Consider the following 18,635-nt stretch of genomic DNA (forward strand, 5'->3'; position numbering starts at 1 on the left):
TTTCGATGGGTCGCCAAATACAGTTTCAATTAACGAAACGTCATAAGGCCCGGCGGATCGAGGTATCCATTATTTATGCCAATTTACGAATATCTTTGTAACAAGTGTGGACGGCGAGTTGAAAAACGCCAAAGCGTTTCCGACGCACCGCTAAAAACGTGCGAGGAATGCGGCGGCGAACTCGCAAAACAATGGTCGCTTTCAGGATTTCAATTCAAGGGCGAAGGCTGGTACGTCACGGATTATGCCGGCAAAAAGGCAGTTAACGGCGATTCGACGCCGACCACCGAAAAAACTTCGCCGGCCGAATCAACCGTTAAGACAGAACCGGCATCAAAGGAAAAAACTGAAACGGCCACTAAGCCGGCCGCGGACGGCAACGCAATGAAAACCTAATTGATGATGTTCAAACCTCGATCGGTCCTTATTTTGGTCATCACGCTCGCGATCTTTGGCGACGCGATCGGCCAATCGCGGCACAACGCCCGCGGGACCGACCTTGAGGGAACGATCCTCAGCGTTTCTGCATGGCGAACGGATGACAAGAAAGATCCGATCAGGATAGAGAATCTGTTTCTGTACGAAAACGGTATCGAGCAGCGGATCAAGAATTTCAGCTTTGACCCTTCGCCGGCGAAGATCGTACTGTTGGTCGATAATTCCCAAACGCTGCCGGCGGATCTCGAAAAACTAAAAGCTGCGACAATGGAGTTCGCCTACGAGATATTCGACGGCGACCAGCTTTTTGTCATCGCGTATGATGAAAAGGCCGAGATCGTCCAGGAATGGACCGACGACGCGAAAAAGATGGAAACGTCGCTTGCCACTTTTCGGAAAAAGGGCAATCCGCATTTATTCGACGCCCTTGATTCGACCGTTCGTGAGATCCTCAGGCCTTTAATGCCCGGCACGCGCAAGACTGCCGTCGTGGTGATCGGTGACGGCCTTGACCGCGGCAGCGAAACCGCATTTGACAAGATACTTGCCGAACTCCAGTTCATGAACATTACGGTTTATGCCCTTCAGATACCGGATCGAACTGGTGGTGCGTTCAGGCGAAACCAACCGAAGGCCGGTGCCGTTATCAGTCAACTGACGGAAGGAACTGGCGGTAAGGCGTTCCCGCTTGACGAGGCTCAAGCTGCGGCGAAGTTCGTTTGCGATGAACTTCGTCGAAATAGATATCTGCTTTCTTATCTTCCTCAAAATACATCCACATACGATGCCCGTCGCGTGTTCCTGCTCGCCGATGAAGGCATTGCGATCAGGACCAAAACCGCTCAACCGCCGAACATCAAATAGCCCATCGAACAGCTCTGATTTAACAATTATTAAGTTTACGGGCGCACTTGTGTTAAACTTTCGTCAATTAACCGTTCCCGATCTGTCTGGAGCCTGATCAACTGTGAGCGATTCGAGAAACAATCCGGGCCCGCCTCCCGATGACTTTTCCAATACCGTACCGAACGTCAAAATGCCTGACGATATCGGCGCGAACGATTGGGATAAGACCAATTACAATCTTCCGAAACAACCCGCTCCCGACGATTGGGGCCGCACGGTTACCAACATAAAACCGATCGACACCGACCGGCAGGATTTCGGAAAAACGATGTATCCGGGAGCCGCACGTCAGCCCGACAGCGATTGGGGAGCGACCCGCCCCGATGCTCGAGTTCCCGATACGGACTTCGGCGCACCTGAGGGCCAGTTCGAAAAGACCACACCATATTTTCAATTACCTGAGACCGAGAGACAGAAGTATCAGAACCTGCCGCCTACACCGACCGAACAGGCAGCACAGGAAGCTCAGGAACAAAAAGCTCAGGGCGGCATTCCAGGATGGGTCTGGGTGAGCGCCGGGCTGTTTTCGATGTTCTTGTTCTCGATCCTCGTCTTGCTCGTCGTCTATTTCTTTTTTATCCGCGACAGTAGCTATTCGGTAACGGTAAAAAGCGCACCTCCGGGAAGCGACATTTTCGTCGATGACGGTTCATGGGGCTTGACCCGTCCTGACGGTTCGATCGAGTTGACGCCGTTGAAATCGGGCCGACGTGTTATCAAGATCGTTCACCCGACCTATGAGTGTGAGACCCGCGAGGTCGATCTGAAGGATGGCGTCAATCCGGCCCCGCTCATTGCCAGGTGCAAGGCAATGGCTGTTAAGCCGGGTGAAACGTGCGAGAGCTTTAGTCCGGGCGAGTTCGATAAGGCCGAGCGTTGTTATAACAAGGCTCTCGATGACCTGCCCGATCCGTTCACTGATGAAGCGCTTGTGCGGGCTTTGAACATCCTGATAATCAATTTTGACTCCGGCAAGTACGACGTTCCGCCTCAGCGCCTCGCGGCATTACAAAAAGGTGCGACGTTTATTAAGAAACTTCAGGATCGAGAGCCGAATACGGTTCTCGAGGTCGGCGGACATACCGATTCTGTTGGCAACGATTCCTCAAATCAGGCCCTTTCGGACAACCGTGCAAAAGCGGTCAAAGACGTTCTCGCACGCTATGGCGTTAACCCCGCGGGCCTTCAGACGCGAGGATACGGCGAAACTCAGCCGAAATTCGACAACAACACCGAACAGGGCAAGTTCCTTAATCGGCGGATCCAATACTCTATCGTCAAACGGTGATCAGACCGCGACCGGAGCCGCGATCTTACCGTGAGACCGGTAACCGACAAGATCCAGATCCTCAAACTTGAACGATAATAAGCCGTCGAGGCCCTTTAGCTCGGCGGCGTTCTCAATTCTAAGCTCAGGCAATGGAAGCGGTTCGCGTGAGAGCAGCTCGTTTACCTGATCAAGGTGATTTGAATAAATGTGCAGGTCGCCGAATGTGTGTATAAAGTCGCCGACCTCAAGCCCGCATACGTGGGCGACAAGGTGTGTCATCAATGCGTAGCTTGAGATGTTGAACGGCACGCCGAGAAATGCATCAGCCGATCGCTGATAGAGCTGGCAATGCAGTGTTTTCCCGCCGTCGATCTTGAATTGGAAGAGCGTGTGGCACGGCGGCAAAGCGACGTCGTCGCAGGTCTCGGGATTCCAACCGGTCACGATCAGCCGACGCGAATTCGGGTTCGTTTCGATCTCGCGGATCAGCCTCGCGATCTGATCAACTCCGTTCTGTTGCGGATAATCGCCGCCGAACGATCGCCACAAATAACCATAAACGGGCCCGAGGTCGCCCTCTTCCCTGCCAAACCTCGCCGTCTGTTCCGCGGTCGCCCATTCCTGCCAGATATCAACGCCGCGAGCACGCAGAGCAGCCTCATCGGTCGAACCGCTCAGGAACCAGAAAAGCTCTTCGGCGACCCAGCGAAACGGAACGCGCTTGGTCGTCACTATCGGAAATCCTTTCCGGAGATCGAACCGCGTCTGATATCCAAACGCCGAGATGGTCCCAACACCCGTCCGGTCTTCATGCCGCGTGCCGTTCTCCAAAATATGCTTAAGAAGGTCGTGGTATTGCCGCATGCGTTAATCGTCTTCGATCGTATTTTCAGTTTCGAAGTAGACAGACGTTTGTGAACCTCCTTCCAACTCGATCGTCCAAACGCTCTGCAGATCGAAGCTGGTAAGGTGAATCTGCAGCGTCCAGTGAACGTCCTCAACCCCAAACTGATCGCAGATGAAGTCGTGCTCGGCTGCAACGCGCGATCTTCGACCGCTCGGTTCGAATACAACAGCGGTTTCAGGGCTTTTTCCGTCACCTGATAAGACCTTTGGCTTGAGATGTGTCATTTTCGACGTTTGTCTAATCTCCTTCTGAAAAGCTACCATAATCTACTTATGACGCGGAAACTTGAGATCAGCTTTAACAGTCCGCAATGCGGATGGATGTCGATCGGATTTTCCGACGGCAAGAACGAGTTTCACACGACGACGGCCCATGCGCCGCATGAAACCGCATTACCGGATCTGATGCGGATCTTGACCACTATCGCCGACGCAGGCAGAAACCCGACCGGTAGGGAGGGTGTTTCGTCTGAGCATCTACTCAAATGGAATCGCGATCCCGAAGAATTCGATTTCCGCTTCGTGCGAACTGGCGATGATCTGACCATCGAAATATATCAGTATCCGACCGACGACCGCGACCTGAACGACCGCGACCTGGTTTACAAACATACGGCACCGACAGCCGAAGTTTTAGCCGCATTCGCAGAAACATTCGATCAACTCTACGAAGACCGCGACACCGACGAATTCGAATTCAACTGGCGCCAGCCGTTTCCGTATTCTGAGTACGAAGAATTTAAGCAGAGATCGACTTAACCACTAAAAGATACCGAAGCCACAAAGATATCAGGTTCTAAGTTTTTGTGAATTTTCGTGTAGTTTTGTGGTTATCTTGTTATGAAAGAAAAACTCCTAGACCTTCTTGCCTGCCCGACGTGCGGCGGAGACATTCTGCTGGCGTATGCGAGCAAGTACGAAGAGAAAGAGATCATCGAGGGCGTTCTGACCTGCAAAAAATGCGACCGCGAGTATAAGGTCGTCCGCGGCGTGCCGCGATTTTCGGATCTAGCCAAGATCGAAGCCGACAAGGCAGAGACCGCTGAAAACTTCGGTTGGCAGTGGACGCATTTTACTCAGGAAGATCCGAAATATAACGATCAGTTCCTCGGTTGGATCCAGCCCGTTAAGCCTGAGTTTTTCGAAGGCAAGGTCGTGCTCGAGGGCGGGTGCGGCAAAGGCCGGCACACAAAACTTGCGGCCCAGTGGGGAGCGAAAGAGGTGGTCGGCATCGACCTCGGCGATGGCGTCGAATCGGCTTTCGCTCTGACCCGCGAAATGCCGAATGCCCATATCATCCAGTGCGACATCTTCAAGCTGCCGCTGAAAAAAGTATTTGATTATGCATTCAGCGTCGGCGTGCTCCACCACACGCCTGATCCGAAAAAGGCATTCCTCTCGCTCGCCTCAAAGGTGCAGAAAGGCGGGCACATTTCGGCCTGGGTCTATGGCGCTGAGAATAACGAGTGGATCACGAAATTCGTCAATCCGATACGTGAGAGCTTTACGTCAAAAATGTCGCAGCCGATGCTCTATCAACTGTCGAAACTCCCGACGCTTTCGCTGTTCCTGACCACCAAGCTTGTCTATCGTCCGGCAAACATCGCTGCGAAAGGCGTCGCGAAGAGGCTTTTCTACAACGATTATCTTAACCACCTCGGCACATTTGGCTGGCGCGAACAGCACAATATCGTCTTCGATCACCTTGTGGCCCCGACCGCATTTTATATTTCAAAAGAGGAATTTGTGGATTGGTGGGAGGACATCAAAGCCGAGGACGTCGAGATCATCTGGCATAACAGCAATAGCTGGTGTGGGTTTGGCAGGGTCGGCAGTAAGAACCGCGACCGGTAGAACTCGGGTTCGCAAAACAAACAGACCAACGGTATGAGATTCGAAAAGGGTATTGCCAAGAAGTATCGCCGATCTGTCGAAGATGCGTTTCGATCGATCCTCGAAAACGGTACCGACCTTCAGAAGTCGATCGCCGGCAACATCGTAAGGTCAAAGATGCTCGTGCGCGTAAAGCCGGTGTCTGAGATCAATGCATCGGGGATAACCGGGCTGATCGATCCGGATTCAACGAACCAAAGGATCGCCAACGAGATCCTGAGTCTGCGTGATGCTCTCGGAGAGGTCTACATCGCCATTGCCGAAGAGACGATCGACACCGGCGGACAGCGCGGCTGCGAGGGCACATTTGTGCATGAAGGCCGACATGCTTACGATTTTGCGCAGACCATCGCGAGTTTTTCTGACACTGAAACCAATCCGCTAAGTATTTTCGATCCGACCCTTTTCGAACTCGAATGGGAAGCTCATCGTATATCGGGTGAGTACATGCTGTGTATAAATAAGGACGAATACCTCCATGAGGGGCTGCATCTGATGATACTCGGGCGCGAAGCCGAAACCGGCCCGTGCTTTGTCGATATCGAGGGCATCGCCCGCCGCCTTCGTGAGAGCTATGGCCTGGAACGGGGAAAGAACGAAGGTCCGCATGCCAGCGCGCTTTTGGGACTGCGGCTAAAATAGCCGCGTTATGGCATAATTTTCCTTATGAGCACCGCACTTCCGCAGGAAATGCAGCAGCACACCTACGCGATAATGGATCGCGTCGAGGATAGCCATTGGTGGTTCGTCGGCCGACGTGCGATCCTTGAATCATTCCTTAAGAGCATTGTCGCGAAATTCCGCATTCCGCATTCCGAACTCCGCATTTTGGATGTTGGCTGTGGTACCGGAGCCAATCTTGAGATGCTCTCACAGTTCGGGTCGGCCGAAGGCGTCGATGTTTCCGACGATGCTCTCGAATTCTGCCGCAAGAAAGGCCTAACGGTTCAAAAAGGTTTGGCAGAAATGCTGCCATACGAAGACGAAACGTTCGACATCACGACGGCTCTCGACGTCGTTGAACACCTCGACGACGACATCGCGGGACTAAAAGAAATGTTTCGCGTTACGAAAACCGGCGGCTATTCGCTGATCTTCGTGCCGGCGTTTATGTGGCTCTGGGGCGTGCAGGATGATATCTCGAACCACCGCATCCGCTACACCAAAAAACAGATCGTCGAACGGCTCGAAAGGGCCGGATACACGGTCGAACGTGCAACTTACGCAAACTTTACGTTCTTCGCACCGATCCTCGGCGGCCGAACGATAATGAAGCTGACCGGAATCAAACCCGAATCCGAGAACAACATCACGATCTCCGGCCTAAACGGCGTGTTCGGTAAGTTATTTTCCGCCGAACGCTTCATTCTTAACAAAATGAATTTCCCGTTCGGTGTCTCGATCGTCATCGTGGCGAAAAAGTCAGAATCGCCCGCGTAAGCGGGCGGCCAGTTCGTTGGTGAAAGACGATTTATTCTCGCCGAATATCATTTTTATGTCCGAAGATTTCTACTGCGATGAGGTTTTTTCAGGAAGGACGCAGGTCGAGAAGGTGCACGAGACCGCGAATGTCCTTGCCTATCACCACACGCGGCCGTTCTGGCCGGTGCACATCGTCGTAGTTCCGAGGCAGCATGTTTCTTCGGTTTTAGAGGTCGATGACGATCTGCTGCTCGAATTGTTTAGTGTGATCAAAGTGGTCGCGGCAAAGGTTCACGCAGAAACCGGAGCTGCGCGGGTGCTGACAAATGTAGGCGAATACCAGGATTCAAAGCACCTTCACTTTCACGTAAACTCCGGCGACCAACTTCAAAAGTAACTCTTCGCCGCGAACACTTTTCCGTTCGGATGCTCCGTGTTCGTGATCGAATAGGTAAATCCCTTCTGGATGGAAAATGCCCCGATCTCGCCGCGACGCGAAAGGGCGACGAAACCGACCTGAAACTCCTTTGCCTTCGCCGGGTCTCGCTTAACGATGCGGCGGATGGCCTCACGGCAAGCCTGCTCGGGCGAGCGGCCCGTCCGCATTTGCTCGACGACGGTGTGCGTGCCGCAGATGCGGATAACCTCTTCGCCGACGCCCGATGATGTCGCCGCTCCGACCTCGTCATCAACAAAAAGTCCGGCCCCGACTATCGGCGAGTCGCCAACACGGCCGCGCATTTTGAATGCCATTCCGCTTGTTGTGACCATTCCGGCCAATTTGCCGCTTGCGTCCATCGCGACCGTGCCCATTGTGTCGTGATTGAACGAACCATCGTCGAACCGATATGGCGGCGCGACATTCGAGACGGTGCGGCGGTTTTCGATGTTTATCATCGGCTTGTATTTTGATCTTTCAAGCCACTCTTTCCACTCTTTCTCAGCGTCGGGCGAGAGTCTGCCGTCCTCAAGCGGAAAACCGTTCGCCACCGCAAACGCTTGTGCTCCCTCGCCCGATAGCAGAACGTGCGGTGTCTTTTCCATCACCGCTCTCGCGACCGAAACGGGGTGCTTGATCCGTTCCAGAAAAGAAACGCCTCCGCAATCACCATTTCCGCTCATTATTGAGGCATCAAGCGTCACCCTACCGTCGCGGTCGGGAAACGCCTCAAGCCCGACGCAGCAACTCGGCTCGCTTTCGGCGGCTCGCCCGGCGGTCTCGACCGCATCCAGAGCTTTACCGCCTTTCTGCAATATCGGCCACGCGCCGTTGTTCGCCGTGATGCCGCTGTCCCAGGTCGAGATAACGACCGGCGTTTTCACACGCAGTGTCGAACGGATATCGTATGAAACCTGTCCGACTGCATTTTCGGCAAGCATCAATGGGATACCGGCAAGCGGTAGTTCTAAAAATCTTCGACGATCCATACTTTCGATTTCTTCAATACGATCAGCGGGTTACGCACAAACCCGATCAAGCAAACTGTATTTTCTTGCGTGAAAGTTCTAGATTATAGAGTTTGTCACGTTTAATTCCATGCGCTCGAACGAAATAGTAAAAATGACCGCGGCCCCCGAGCTTTCGCTTTTCCTTCCCGTCCTTGACGAGGAGGACAATCTCCGCCCGATGCACGGCAAGATCGCCGCTGCGCTTGACGCTCTGGGCAAGACGGCCGAGGTCATTTACGTAGACGACGGCTCGACCGACAGATCTCTCGAGATCTTGCGCGAAATTGCGGCCGGCGACGATCGCGTTCGGGTGATCTCGCTGCGGAGAAACTACGGCCAGACCGCCGCGATGTCGGCCGGCATCGATGCCGCCAAAGGCGAGATATTGATACCGATGGACGCCGACCTGCAAAACGACCCGGCCGACATAAAACGCCTGCTCGACAAGTTGGACGAAGGTTATGACGTCGTTTCCGGTTGGCGCCGCAATCGGCAGGATAAGATGGTCTCACGCAAGATCCCTTCGATGATCGCAAATCGGATCATTTCGTGGATCGGCGATGTTCATCTGCATGATTACGGCTGCTCGCTAAAGGCATACCGCCGCGACGTGTTGAAAGACGTAAGACTCTATGGCGAAATGCATCGTTTCATTCCGATCTATGCGTCATGGGCCGGCGCCCGCGTGACCGAGATTCCCGTCGACCACCATGCCCGTACTGCAGGCCGATCGAAGTACGGCATCTCACGCACGATCAAGGTTATCTTTGACCTGATAACCATTAAGTTCATGGCCGAGTATCACACCAAGCCGCTGTATGTCTTCGGCGCATTCGGCACGATCGCGTTCTTGATTTCAATGATCGCAGGCGTTTGGGCGCTCGTCCTGAAATTCGGATACGACGTTTCCTTCATACTTACGCCGCTGCCGATAATCACCGTCGTGATGCTTGCGATCTCGGTGCAGTTTTTCCTGATGGGCCTCTTGGCCGAATTGCTCGTGCGGACGTATCACGAATCGCAGGATAAGGCGATCTATGCTGTGAGGGAGAAGATCGGGTTCAATAGCGAACAGTAGGGGGTAAGAGGTGAATTGTGAGTGGAACAATCGACAAGTCTGTTATGGCTCAGAAGATCATCCAACAACATGAGGCGATGTTGAAGCGCCCCGCAATGTATTTTGGGGCTGATGACGACCTTGAACTCGTACGTTCTTTTTTCGCCGGTTATCACGCAGCCGCCTTTGCTTTTTTCGACATTGGTGAAGAGTTTTCAATCGCCGAGTTTTATCGCGAGGCAGTTACCAGCCGGGGTTGGGAACTGCGGGCAACGTCGGTTGCTATGGAAATGAAAGAGCGAGGTATTCCGAACAAAGCGATTGTCCTGGAGTTGATCAATGTGGAGCTCGACGCGTGGCGTCGTTTCTTTGCCGCGAACCAGACTTAGTATTTGTAGGATAGCAGGTTGGAAAAGCGTGAAAAAAGCTGACCTAACGGACGACGCTGGGCCTAGCCGAACTCCTCGCCGGCACCTACCACGAATCACAGGACAAGGCGATATATGCGGTGAGGGAGAAGATCGGATTCAAATAGATTCGTATGGAAACTGAAGATCCGCTAGCGGGAATATGGAACGACCTACCACTCACGGACGACGTTGATGAGAACCTTGCTTGGTATCGTAGGCTTACACGCGTCCAACAGGTGATCTATTCAACTTCAAATCTCACTGCTGAGGTCTATAACGGTGGATTTCATCAGTATTTCGACAATAGTTCGGGGTTAAACGCGCCAGAGGCCGCTGATAATTTTCAAGAACTCGGACTCGACGATGTAGCCGATCTTGTAAAGGAAGCTATGCTGGTATTTGGTTCTGACTTTCCACGTGACAGAGAAGCAAGACAAGCATTTCTTGAAGCGATTCCAGGCGATGAACCTTCAGAATGGAATCCATTTTTCTTGTTGGACGACAGATTCTACGAAATTATTAAAATTCCGGGAGCTCCACCGCTTCACGACGAGGATCGTTTAACGGTTGCATTAAAGAATCTCGTGGTAAAGGCGGATAGTTAGCAAATGTGCGGAATAGCAGGTTGGATCAACCTGGATACAACCAAACCCAATCAAAACGCCGAGGCGGTGCTGCACTCGATGTGTGAGACTATCGTGCATCGCGGGCCGGATTCGGAGGGGTTGTGGACGGATGAGACGGTCGCGTTGGGGATGCGGCGGTTGTCGATCATCGATCTGAAGACGGGCGACCAGCCGGTGTTTAGCGAGGACAGGTCGGTCGTCGTGATGATGAACGGCGAGCTGTACAACTACCGCGAGGTGCGTGCGGAGTTGGAGAAAGACGGATTTAAGTTCGTCACGAAAAGCGATACCGAGATACTGCCCCACCTGTACCAGAAATTCGGCGATGCATTTATCGATCACATAAACGGCATGTACGCCTTTTCGCTCTGGGACTCGCGGCGAAAAAAACTCATCATCGCCCGCGACCGGTTTGGCGAAAAGCCGCTTTATTACGGCGTGTTTGACGGCAAGCTCATATGGGCCTCCGAACCGAAAGCGATCCTCGCCCACCCGTCCGTCAAGCCGGAACTAGACCTAAACGCGCTGCGCCACTACGTCTCGTTCGACTACGTTCCGGCCCCGATGTCCATCTACAAAGGCATCCACAAGCTGCCCGCCGCACATGTGCTTGTCGTGGAGAACGACGAAGTAAGGACTCGTCGATACTGGGATATCAGTTGGAGGCCGACAAACTTCAGATTGCCGAGCAAGTCTAATGGTTCGGGCTCTGCGTCAAACAGCAGTTTGACGGACTCGGCGCGAGAGCTCCGCGATCTGCTCTCCGATGCCGTTCGGATGCGACTGGTTTCCGACGTGCCTCTTGGAATATTGCTCTCCGGCGGGATCGATTCATCCACCGTTGCCGCGTTCGCAACGCAGCACGCGACCGAACGCGTCAAGACATTCTCTATCGGCTTCGAAGAAGATTCGTTCGACGAATCGAAATTTGCACGCAAGGTAGCGAAACACCTCGACACCGATCACTACGAAGAGAGACTTTCGGCCGCGACTGCCGGCGATCTGATCTCCGACATCGGCAAATGGCTGGACGAACCGATCTCCGACGGTTCGCTGATACCGACGTTTCTGCTGGCTCAGTTCGTCAGAAAACACGTGACCGTTGCCCTCGGCGGCGACGGAGGCGACGAGCTCTTCGCGGGTTACCCGATGTATTACGCACACACCCTGGCGGCGAAGTACAACGCGATCCCCGCGTTCGTCCGCTCCGGTTTGATCGAACCGGTCGTCAACGCCCTGCCGGTTTCGACGAGTAATATGTCGTTCGACTACAAGGCGAAACGCTTTGTCCGCTCGGCAAAGAACGACCCGATCACGCGGCATCACGGCTGGTTCGGATCGTTCGCGGTCGAGCAGCACGAAAAGCTGTTCACAAAAGATGTCCTCGCCCAGACCAAAGCCGACATCTATCGCGGCGTCCGCGAGCTGGTCGACGCGTCCGACGCTCGTGACATCATCGAAAAGGCCCAGTACGCCGACATCAACTACTACCTGGCCGAGGACATCCTCACAAAGGTCGACCGTTCCGCCATGGCCGTCAGCCTCGAAACCCGAGCTCCGTTCCTCGACCCGCGAGTCGGCCAGTTCGCTGCGTCGATCCCGGTCGAATACAAACTAAAAGGCAAAAGCGGCAAGGTCATCCTCAAAGAAGCGATGAAAGACCTCCTCCCGCACGACATCCTGCACCGCCCCAAAAAAGGCTTCGGAATCCCGATCGCCGAATGGCTGAAAGGCCGCCTGAACCCGCTGATGCGCGACATGCTCGCGCCTGAGCGGCTGAACAAACAGGGGCTGTTCAACGTAGATTACGTGGAAAGGCTAATAACGGAACACGAGACTGGAGCGGCTTCGCATCACAAGGAACTCTGGACGTTGCTCGTTTTCCAGCTTTGGTGTGAAAATTTTATTCGCTAAGCCTTGTGAACCATGTTGGAGTTGGTTCGACAGAGGTCATGAGAAAATGTACCACTTACACCTTCGGAGAGTATTGATAGTAATTGCGGTTGTACTCGTATATGTTGGTTGCCGCGGTCCAGAAGCATCCGAAATCCCTTTTCAATCGGAACAGACGCCCGCACCCTCACCAGTTCTAGAAAAAAGTGGCATTTTAATAGAATTCCCCGAACTTGGCCTTTCGTTCGGCAATGTAGACGCGGACGATTTCTATGTGAATTTGCAGGCACGAACGGCGACGATCGAACAACGGACGTATACAGGAATCGACGGAAGTACAATTCGAGTTGAAAGGTCCCAACTCAGTGGACTGACCGCGCGAATCCGGTTCGAACTCGGCTTCCTTCAATATTTGACTGATGACGTCCGAGCTAGTCCGCTCGATCTCTCACATCAAACAGAGTGGACTGCTCTCGAAATTCGGAATAGCGAAATTCAGATTCCTCAATTCTACAAGGACAGGGAAAATGTCATAGAGGTTTATGAGCAGCTTGGCTTTCAAAGTGAACAGGACTTCCTGCGTTCGCTGGAAGATGAATACTTTGAAAAAGTAAAACCCATCTCATATCGTACTCAAAAGGAATACTTCACCAACTTATTGAGGAGTGATAGAGCGCGGTACGAACAATGTTGCCCTGAATACATTGAACAAGCGGCAAAGTGGTTAAGCCGTCCGATCGGCGAGTTCCGGACTTTTGAGACTCTAGGTGTTGAGATCTTTCTTCAAAAACTGACCTTGGAGATCGATGGCGTCGATAAGGCGGGTAAGCCCTTGAAGTTCTCCGTAATCGGAACAAACTAGGGGATGTATAGTCTTTGGATCCCTCTAGATATGTAAAGGCTTTTTCTGCTGGACCACTAATTAAGTTATATTCGAGTATATGAAAACACTCTACCCAGAGATCGAGCCCTTTGATTCGGGCATGCTGAAGGTGTCGGATATCCACGACGTTTATTACGAGCGTGTGGGCAATCCCGAAGGCGTTCCTGTCGTTTTCCTTCACGGCGGGCCGGGCGGCGGGCTGATCCCGATGTACCGCCAGTTCTTCGACCCGAAGGCATATCATGTGATCTTGTTCGACCAGCGTGGCTCGGGCAGATCAACGCCGCATGCAGAGCTTAGAGAAAACACGACCTGGGACCTGATCAACGACATTGAGGCCCTGAGGGAAAAGTTCGGCATCGACAAATGGTACGTCTTTGGCGGTTCGTGGGGCTCGACGCTGAGTCTCGCGTATGGGATAAATCATCCCGACCGGTGTTTAGGATTGGTGCTTCGCGGCATCTTCCTGACGCGTAAGAAGGAACTCGCCTGGTTCTATCAATACGGCGCGTCCGAGATCTTTCCGGATTTTTGGGAGCGTTATCGTGATGCGATCCCCGAAAACGAAAGAGGCGATTTCATCACGGCTTATCATGAACGCTTGACCAGCGACGACGAGACAGTCAGGCTGGCCGCGGCGCGTGCGTGGAGTACCTGGGAAGGTGCAACGTCCAAACTCTACCCTGATCAAGACCTGATGGACCATTGGGAAGGCGAGCATGAGGCCTTGAGTCTGGCACGGATCGAATGTCACTATTTTATGAACGGCTCTTTCTTCCCGAGTGATAATTATCTGCTTGAGAATGTCGACAAGATCCGCGGTATTCCGACCGTTATCGTGCAGGGCCGATATGACGTCGTTTGTCCGATAACCTCTGCTTGGGACCTCCATCGGGCGTTACCCGAGGCTGAGTTCATCGTGGTACCCGATTCGGGCCATTCAGTTTCGGAGAAAGGCATTACATCAGCCCTGGTTGACGCGATGGATCGCTTCAGGCCCTCGAAGTGAGATAAATAGAGTGAAAATTCCCTCAATTCGCGTTAATATCTAATCTGGACTGACGGCTAAGATCTCTAAAGATTCGCGTCCGGTGCCGGTACCGGTCAGCTGAAGAACAACATTATGAATTTCGGAACTACTGAAATTATCCTGATCGTCGCGGTATTGTTTTTGCTTTTTGGTGCGTCACGTCTCCCTCAGCTTGCCAAATCACTTGGTCAATCGCGAAAGGCATTCAAGGAAGGAATGCGCGAGGCTGAAGAGGAAGAAAGAGCCGAAAAGCAGATATCGTCGGCGGCCGCTCCGCAGATCTCGCAGCTGAGTGACGAGGCCATCGCCGAAGAGCTTCGGCGGCGGACGGAAGCAAAGCAATCTTAGGCAGACCATGCCGACAGGACTGACACTTTGTCTGCCCGACTGCCGTTCCTAGAGCTTTGTTCCCGTCAAAAGCACCGCCTTTACCGAAAATCGGTACGAGAGCGGCCCGTCTTCGTCATCGATGAGTTGAGCAAGTTTATCGATAACTTGCTCTTTTTCGTTTTCCTCGAGACCATTCAGCCATCCCGGCATCAAGAAATCGATGATCAGCGGCGACGCAGCGAAGGCGGCTCCGTCATCGTATTCGAAGACCTCCGCGGCCGATCTTGTCTCGACCCTGGTCAGCCCGGCACCATGGGCCATTTTCTCAATGTTCGCTACCGTCGGTAACTGGGTCACCAATTCTTCGGTCTCGGCCCCATTTCTGCCGATGCTCTCGTTGAACATAACTTCCCATAGCAGCGAGAATATCTCACCAAAACTACCAGAAGCAGGAATCATCACCCCGACCCGGCCACCGGGTTTGGCCACACGGGTACTTTCTTGAATAAGCGCAAAAAGCTCAGATGGAGAAACGAAACTCGCATCGGCGATGACCACATCAAATGCGTCATCTTCGAATCGGATGGTCGAAAAATCTACGTCTGATCTGAGGGCGATCGCTTTGTCACGCGCTATGGTGAGCAGATCCTCGTTTTCACACGAAGCGAACACGGCGGCATCGTCGCCGAGTTTTTCTCGCAATTCAAAACAATGGCTGCCGGTTCCCGCATTCAGATACAAAAGGTTCTCAACCCTCTTCAGATCGACGTGCTTATCGGCCAGTTCGGTAAACCGGCGGGTCCAATCGTCGGTAATGTACAGATCGCGAAGAAATGCGAGTTCCCGCTGTGTTTTCGCCATAATAGTATTTAACCGCAACACAACTGCGCAGTCCATCAGCGGTGATTAGAGTGATCATTGTGCTAGACTCGGACTCTTGAAGAGCTGCTTCTGGCGTAACACGATATGAGCAAAAATGTTGTAGAACTTTTCGATCTGACCGGCAGATCGGCGATCGTAACCGGCGGCTCACGCGGCATCGGCCGTGAGATCGCCGAAGGCCTTGCCGAGGCGGGAGCGGATCTCATGCTCTGTGCCCGCCGTCAGGAGTGGCTTGATGAGACGGTCAGTGAGTTTCGGGATCGCGGCTTCAGGACTGAGGGAATGGTCTGCGACGTCTCGGTTCCCGACGATGTCGAGGCTGTCGTCAAACGGACGGTCGAGATCTTCGGGCGGCTCGATATTCTGGTCAATAATGCCGGGATATCCTGGGGAGCGATGCCCGAAGATATGCCGCTCGAAAAGTGGCAAAAGGTCCTGGATGTAAATTTGACGGGGTGTTTCCTGATGGCTCAGGCCGCCGGCCGCGAGATGCTGAAACGAAATTCCGGTTCGATCATCAATATTGCCTCGATAGCGGGTCAGACGTCGTCAGCAAATGGCCCATTTTATGCCGGTTATGTTGCAAGCAAGGCAGGACTGATCGGGCTAACCCGCGAACTTGCTGCAAGCTGGGGTCGACGCGGCATTCGCGTGAATGCGATAGCTCCGGGATTTTTTCATTCTCGGCTGGCGGACGCAGTGATCGACATCTACGAGCGGTCGATCCAGGAAAATAATGTGATCCCGCGCGTCGGGGAGGAAGGCGAACTCAAAGGTATCGCCGTATTTTTGGCGTCAGACGCGTCCAGCTACATTACGGGACAGACGATCGCCGTCGATGGCGGAATGACGGTTTGATCCATCGCGGAGCAACATTGAACAGTATGGAACTAAACGCTCAAGCATCTTCGTTCGCGGTACTACTGCTCGGATTTCTTATCGGACTCCGACATGCACTCGATGCCGATCACCTGGCGGCTGTCTCGGCGATCGTGAGCGACAAAAAAAGTCTGCTAAGTTCGTCGTTCGTCGGCGGGCTTTGGGGCATCGGCCATACGATATCGCTTTTCGTGGTCGGCGCATTGGTTGTATTCCTCAAGATCTCGATTTCCGAGTCCCTTGAAGGCTATTTTGAGGCCGCGGTCGGGGTGATGCTGTTCATTCTGGGTGTGAATGTCCTCCGCAAGGTCGTTCTTTCCCACCGACTACATTTGCACACTCACGAGCACAACGGCCACGTGCATAATCACCCGCACGTTCACGAAGCCGAAGAGTCTGAAGAATCGCATCACCGGGGCCCCCGGTCCCTTGTTGTCGGCATGGTCCATGGCCTTGCCGGAAGCGCCGGACTGATGCTCCTGATTCTGCCCACGATCGCATCGCCATATACCGCGATGATATTCATCGTAATTTTCGGGGTCGGATCGATCCTCGGAATGGTCGTAATGAGCTTCCTCATGGGTCTGCCGCTGTATTTGACTGAGGGTCGCTACAGTATGGTCAACAATGCTTTGAAGGTCGCCGCAGGACTATTCAGCCTTGTATGGGGAGCAATTCTCGTACATGAAAAGTTGATCCAGGGTTAATTCTTGATCTCAACGGAGCAGGCGAAAATACGGTCCGTAGGACGCCCGAAGTGATCGACCTGCACCCAATTTTCACGTGAGAGCTGCTTTACAGCGGACACCACCCGCAATCGGTATTTAGGCAAGATCTTAGTCGATAGAAATCTTGCCGGCGAGTTTGCCTGGGTTCTCAAGGGATTCCAAATAGGCTTCAGCCGTTTTCAAGTGGGAAAACCGCTTCTCGCTCGACATCTTATCGAAGGTCCTGACGAGCATTCCGAGCCTGGGGTTTCGTAGAAAGAAATCGCGGTGAGCATCCATAAATCGCCAAAACAACCCATCCCAGATCGTCTGCCAGTCACCTTTGGGGAAATCGCTCATTTTCATCAAATAGTTACTGCCGCTGATATAGGGTTTTGTAGCCATCAGGCCGCCGTCTGCAAACTGGCTCATGCCGTAGACGTTCGTCACCATCACCCAGTCGTAGGAGTCAATGAACAATTCCATGAACCACCGATAGACCTCGTCAGGATCGAATTCACAAAGAAGCATAAAATTACCGATGACCATAAGCCGTTCTATGTGGTGGCAGTAGCCCGTTTCAAGGACTTTCTTAATGGTCAGGTCAAGCGGCAATATCCCGGTTTCGCCGGTCCAAAAGGTACGCGGTATCTTTCGCGTGAACCCCCAAAAGTTGGTCGTCCGCTCACGCGAACCTGCGACTTCGTAAACTCCGCGAATGAACTCGCGCCATCCGATTATCTGTCGTATGAACCCCTCGAGCGAATTTAGCGGAACGTCATTTTCGCCCGCAAATTTTATCGCTGTTTCGATGATCTCATGCGGCGTCAGCAGACCGACGTTCATCATCGGCGTAAGAAGGCTGTGATGCAAAAGCCGCTCGCCGGCCACAATTGCGTCTTCATAATCTCCGAATTCGACGAATCGGCTTTCCAGAAACTGTCGGAGCCATTTTCGGCTTCCCTCGTAAGTTGCCGGATAGACTATATCTCTGGTCAATTCGCCATAATTCGCGCCGAAATGTGTCTCGACGTATTTTTCTGCCTCTGCCTGAAACCCATCCTGCGGCGGGAATTCGACATCCGGCGGAGATTTGCCTTTCGGATACTTCAGCCGATTGTCGGCATCGAAACTCCACTTGCCACCAACGGGCTTCTGGTCTGTGTCTAGGAGTATCCGCCGTTTCTTGCGTTGTTGGACGTAAAAATCCGTCTGAAAATAGTGCTTCTTTGATCGAAAATAGGCGGCCACCTCATCCTTCGAATTCAGAAACATCGGGGTTTGATATTCAACGAGTCTTATCCGATCACCGTACTCATAAATTCGCGTTTCGAGCCAGTTGTCCGCTGCATCACAGAAATGGACCTCGTTGTAACCGTTCTCGATCAAATGCGGCATCAACGCACGCACATCAGCGAGCGGTTGGGCAGATTCGATGTAGGTGACAATGAAGCTCTGACCACGAAGATGTGCTTCGTAAAACTTCATCGACGCCCGATGGTATTTCAACTTCTGACGGTGGAAATTGTACTGCCGAAAAAACAGATACTCCTCGACTATGAAGATATCCGCATCGTTGACGATCGCCGGGTTGTTTTCAAAAAGTTGGTGAGGAAACACCACTGTTGCTTTCGTCATATTCACAATGCTCAAA

22 protein-coding genes are annotated in these 18,635 nt (G+C 52.9%); 17 read left to right on the forward strand and 5 right to left on the reverse strand.

Features of this window, described 5'->3' with window-relative positions; genetic code table 11:
- Positions 1-75: 75 nt before the first annotated feature.
- The 3 genes from IPM28_09875 to IPM28_09885 all read left to right on the forward strand — a co-directional run bounded on the left by IPM28_09875 (position 76) and on the right by IPM28_09885 (position 2,632).
- The gene (locus tag IPM28_09875) at positions 76-396 is read left to right on the forward strand and encodes a zinc ribbon domain-containing protein (protein ID MBK9173295.1); all 321 of its coding nucleotides are present in this window, start codon (positions 76-78) and stop codon (positions 394-396) included.
- Between the two features lie 3 nt (positions 397-399).
- Positions 400-1,302: a VWA domain-containing protein gene (locus IPM28_09880; protein MBK9173296.1), complete on the forward strand. Its 903-nt coding sequence runs from the start codon at positions 400-402 to the stop codon at positions 1,300-1,302.
- Positions 1,303-1,405: 103 nt separating this feature from the next.
- Positions 1,406-2,632: an OmpA family protein gene (locus tag IPM28_09885; protein ID MBK9173297.1), complete on the forward strand. Its 1,227-nt coding sequence runs from the start codon at positions 1,406-1,408 to the stop codon at positions 2,630-2,632.
- Here IPM28_09885 and IPM28_09890 read toward each other — a convergent pair whose 3' ends face one another.
- Both IPM28_09890 and IPM28_09895 read right to left on the reverse strand, forming a co-directional pair.
- Positions 2,633-3,478, reverse strand: coding sequence for a thymidylate synthase (locus IPM28_09890; GenBank protein ID MBK9173298.1), 846 nt, complete (start codon positions 3,476-3,478; stop codon positions 2,633-2,635).
- A gap of 3 nt (positions 3,479-3,481) precedes the next feature.
- Complete coding sequence (locus IPM28_09895) at positions 3,482-3,745, reverse strand: hypothetical protein (GenBank protein ID MBK9173299.1); 264 nt, start codon at positions 3,743-3,745, stop codon at positions 3,482-3,484.
- A 48-nt stretch (positions 3,746-3,793) separates the two neighbouring features.
- Here IPM28_09895 and IPM28_09900 point away from each other — a divergent pair, with 48 nt between their 5' ends.
- From IPM28_09900 to IPM28_09920, 5 genes are all read left to right on the forward strand, one after another.
- Positions 3,794-4,279 (forward strand): hypothetical protein, encoded by a 486-nt coding sequence (locus IPM28_09900; GenBank protein ID MBK9173300.1) that lies wholly within the window; start codon positions 3,794-3,796, stop codon positions 4,277-4,279.
- An 81-nt stretch (positions 4,280-4,360) separates the two neighbouring features.
- Positions 4,361-5,374, forward strand: coding sequence for a methyltransferase domain-containing protein (locus tag IPM28_09905; protein ID MBK9173301.1), 1,014 nt, complete (start codon positions 4,361-4,363; stop codon positions 5,372-5,374).
- A 33-nt stretch (positions 5,375-5,407) separates the two neighbouring features.
- Positions 5,408-6,055 carry a hypothetical protein gene (locus tag IPM28_09910; GenBank protein ID MBK9173302.1) on the forward strand — a complete coding sequence of 216 codons (648 nt, stop codon included), beginning with the start codon at positions 5,408-5,410 and terminating at the stop codon, positions 6,053-6,055.
- 24 nt (positions 6,056-6,079) lie between these two features.
- Positions 6,080-6,853 (forward strand): class I SAM-dependent methyltransferase, encoded by a 774-nt coding sequence (locus IPM28_09915; protein MBK9173303.1) that lies wholly within the window; start codon positions 6,080-6,082, stop codon positions 6,851-6,853.
- A gap of 55 nt (positions 6,854-6,908) precedes the next feature.
- Positions 6,909-7,232, forward strand: a complete 324-nt coding sequence (locus IPM28_09920; GenBank protein MBK9173304.1) for an HIT family protein — start codon at positions 6,909-6,911, stop codon at positions 7,230-7,232.
- On the opposite strand, the gene IPM28_09925 is transcribed toward IPM28_09920, so the two are convergent.
- Positions 7,223-8,215 carry a N(4)-(beta-N-acetylglucosaminyl)-L-asparaginase gene (locus IPM28_09925; GenBank protein ID MBK9173305.1) on the reverse strand — a complete coding sequence of 331 codons (993 nt, stop codon included), beginning with the start codon at positions 8,213-8,215 and terminating at the stop codon, positions 7,223-7,225. The genes IPM28_09920 and IPM28_09925 overlap by 10 nt on opposite strands.
- Before the next feature lie 181 nt (positions 8,216-8,396).
- Between IPM28_09925 and IPM28_09930 the strand changes: the two genes are divergently transcribed.
- The 7 genes from IPM28_09930 (at position 8,397) to IPM28_09960 (ending at position 14,531) form a co-directional block, all read left to right on the forward strand.
- Positions 8,397-9,362 (forward strand): glycosyltransferase family 2 protein, encoded by a 966-nt coding sequence (locus tag IPM28_09930; protein ID MBK9173306.1) that lies wholly within the window; start codon positions 8,397-8,399, stop codon positions 9,360-9,362.
- A 17-nt stretch (positions 9,363-9,379) separates the two neighbouring features.
- Complete coding sequence (locus IPM28_09935) at positions 9,380-9,730, forward strand: hypothetical protein (protein MBK9173307.1); 351 nt, start codon at positions 9,380-9,382, stop codon at positions 9,728-9,730.
- Between the two features lie 152 nt (positions 9,731-9,882).
- Positions 9,883-10,356, forward strand: coding sequence for a DUF4375 domain-containing protein (locus IPM28_09940; protein ID MBK9173308.1), 474 nt, complete (start codon positions 9,883-9,885; stop codon positions 10,354-10,356).
- A gap of 3 nt (positions 10,357-10,359) precedes the next feature.
- Entirely contained in the window at positions 10,360-12,291 is a 1,932-nt protein-coding gene (gene asnB / locus IPM28_09945; protein ID MBK9173309.1) for an asparagine synthase (glutamine-hydrolyzing), read from the forward strand.
- A 73-nt stretch (positions 12,292-12,364) separates the two neighbouring features.
- On the forward strand, positions 12,365-13,132 hold the full coding sequence (locus IPM28_09950) for a hypothetical protein (GenBank protein ID MBK9173310.1): 768 nt from the start codon (positions 12,365-12,367) through the stop codon (positions 13,130-13,132).
- Between the two features lie 79 nt (positions 13,133-13,211).
- Positions 13,212-14,162, forward strand: a complete 951-nt coding sequence (pip, locus tag IPM28_09955) for a prolyl aminopeptidase (protein ID MBK9173311.1) — start codon at positions 13,212-13,214, stop codon at positions 14,160-14,162.
- A 114-nt stretch (positions 14,163-14,276) separates the two neighbouring features.
- Positions 14,277-14,531: a twin-arginine translocase TatA/TatE family subunit gene (locus tag IPM28_09960; protein MBK9173312.1), complete on the forward strand. Its 255-nt coding sequence runs from the start codon at positions 14,277-14,279 to the stop codon at positions 14,529-14,531.
- Positions 14,532-14,579: 48 nt separating this feature from the next.
- On the opposite strand, the gene IPM28_09965 is transcribed toward IPM28_09960, so the two are convergent.
- On the reverse strand, positions 14,580-15,374 hold the full coding sequence (locus IPM28_09965; GenBank protein MBK9173313.1) for a class I SAM-dependent methyltransferase: 795 nt from the start codon (positions 15,372-15,374) through the stop codon (positions 14,580-14,582).
- A gap of 105 nt (positions 15,375-15,479) precedes the next feature.
- On the opposite strand from IPM28_09965, the gene IPM28_09970 reads away from it, so the two are divergent.
- Both IPM28_09970 and IPM28_09975 read left to right on the forward strand, forming a co-directional pair.
- A complete protein-coding gene (locus IPM28_09970) occupies positions 15,480-16,253 on the forward strand; it encodes an SDR family oxidoreductase (protein MBK9173314.1) in 774 nt (257 codons plus the stop codon).
- A gap of 26 nt (positions 16,254-16,279) precedes the next feature.
- Positions 16,280-16,981, forward strand: a complete 702-nt coding sequence (locus tag IPM28_09975) for a sulfite exporter TauE/SafE family protein (protein ID MBK9173315.1) — start codon at positions 16,280-16,282, stop codon at positions 16,979-16,981.
- A 129-nt stretch (positions 16,982-17,110) separates the two neighbouring features.
- Here IPM28_09975 and IPM28_09980 read toward each other — a convergent pair whose 3' ends face one another.
- Complete coding sequence (locus tag IPM28_09980; protein ID MBK9173316.1) at positions 17,111-18,619, reverse strand: cryptochrome/photolyase family protein; 1,509 nt, start codon at positions 18,617-18,619, stop codon at positions 17,111-17,113.
- Between the last annotated feature and the right edge of the window lie 16 nt (positions 18,620-18,635).

It is taken from the genome of Chloracidobacterium sp., from assembly GCA_016716305.1.
Classification (GTDB): Bacteria; Acidobacteriota; Blastocatellia; order Pyrinomonadales; family Pyrinomonadaceae; genus OLB17.

Excerpts from the sequence above, each read along its gene's own strand:
- IPM28_09875 (MBK9173295.1), top strand. The coding sequence starts at position 76 with ATGCCAATTTACGAATATCTTTGTAACAAGTGTGGACGGCGAGTTGAA.
- IPM28_09880 (MBK9173296.1), top strand. The coding sequence starts at position 400 with ATGATGTTCAAACCTCGATCGGTCCTTATTTTGGTCATCACGCTCGCG.
- IPM28_09890 (MBK9173298.1), bottom strand. The coding sequence starts at position 3,478 with ATGCGGCAATACCACGACCTTCTTAAGCATATTTTGGAGAACGGCACG.
- IPM28_09895 (MBK9173299.1), bottom strand. The coding sequence starts at position 3,745 with ATGACACATCTCAAGCCAAAGGTCTTATCAGGTGACGGAAAAAGCCCT.
- IPM28_09900 (MBK9173300.1), top strand. The coding sequence starts at position 3,794 with ATGACGCGGAAACTTGAGATCAGCTTTAACAGTCCGCAATGCGGATGG.
- IPM28_09905 (MBK9173301.1), top strand. The coding sequence starts at position 4,361 with ATGAAAGAAAAACTCCTAGACCTTCTTGCCTGCCCGACGTGCGGCGGA.
- IPM28_09910 (MBK9173302.1), top strand. The coding sequence starts at position 5,408 with ATGAGATTCGAAAAGGGTATTGCCAAGAAGTATCGCCGATCTGTCGAA.
- IPM28_09915 (MBK9173303.1), top strand. The coding sequence starts at position 6,080 with ATGAGCACCGCACTTCCGCAGGAAATGCAGCAGCACACCTACGCGATA.
- IPM28_09920 (MBK9173304.1), top strand. The coding sequence starts at position 6,909 with ATGTCCGAAGATTTCTACTGCGATGAGGTTTTTTCAGGAAGGACGCAG.
- IPM28_09925 (MBK9173305.1), bottom strand. The coding sequence starts at position 8,215 with ATGCTTGCCGAAAATGCAGTCGGACAGGTTTCATACGATATCCGTTCG.
- IPM28_09930 (MBK9173306.1), top strand. The coding sequence starts at position 8,397 with ATGACCGCGGCCCCCGAGCTTTCGCTTTTCCTTCCCGTCCTTGACGAG.
- IPM28_09940 (MBK9173308.1), top strand. The coding sequence starts at position 9,883 with ATGGAAACTGAAGATCCGCTAGCGGGAATATGGAACGACCTACCACTC.
- asnB (MBK9173309.1), top strand. The coding sequence starts at position 10,360 with ATGTGCGGAATAGCAGGTTGGATCAACCTGGATACAACCAAACCCAAT.
- pip (MBK9173311.1), top strand. The coding sequence starts at position 13,212 with ATGAAAACACTCTACCCAGAGATCGAGCCCTTTGATTCGGGCATGCTG.
- IPM28_09960 (MBK9173312.1), top strand. The coding sequence starts at position 14,277 with ATGAATTTCGGAACTACTGAAATTATCCTGATCGTCGCGGTATTGTTT.
- IPM28_09965 (MBK9173313.1), bottom strand. The coding sequence starts at position 15,374 with ATGGCGAAAACACAGCGGGAACTCGCATTTCTTCGCGATCTGTACATT.
- IPM28_09970 (MBK9173314.1), top strand. The coding sequence starts at position 15,480 with ATGAGCAAAAATGTTGTAGAACTTTTCGATCTGACCGGCAGATCGGCG.
- IPM28_09975 (MBK9173315.1), top strand. The coding sequence starts at position 16,280 with ATGGAACTAAACGCTCAAGCATCTTCGTTCGCGGTACTACTGCTCGGA.
- IPM28_09980 (MBK9173316.1), bottom strand. The coding sequence starts at position 18,619 with ATGACGAAAGCAACAGTGGTGTTTCCTCACCAACTTTTTGAAAACAAC.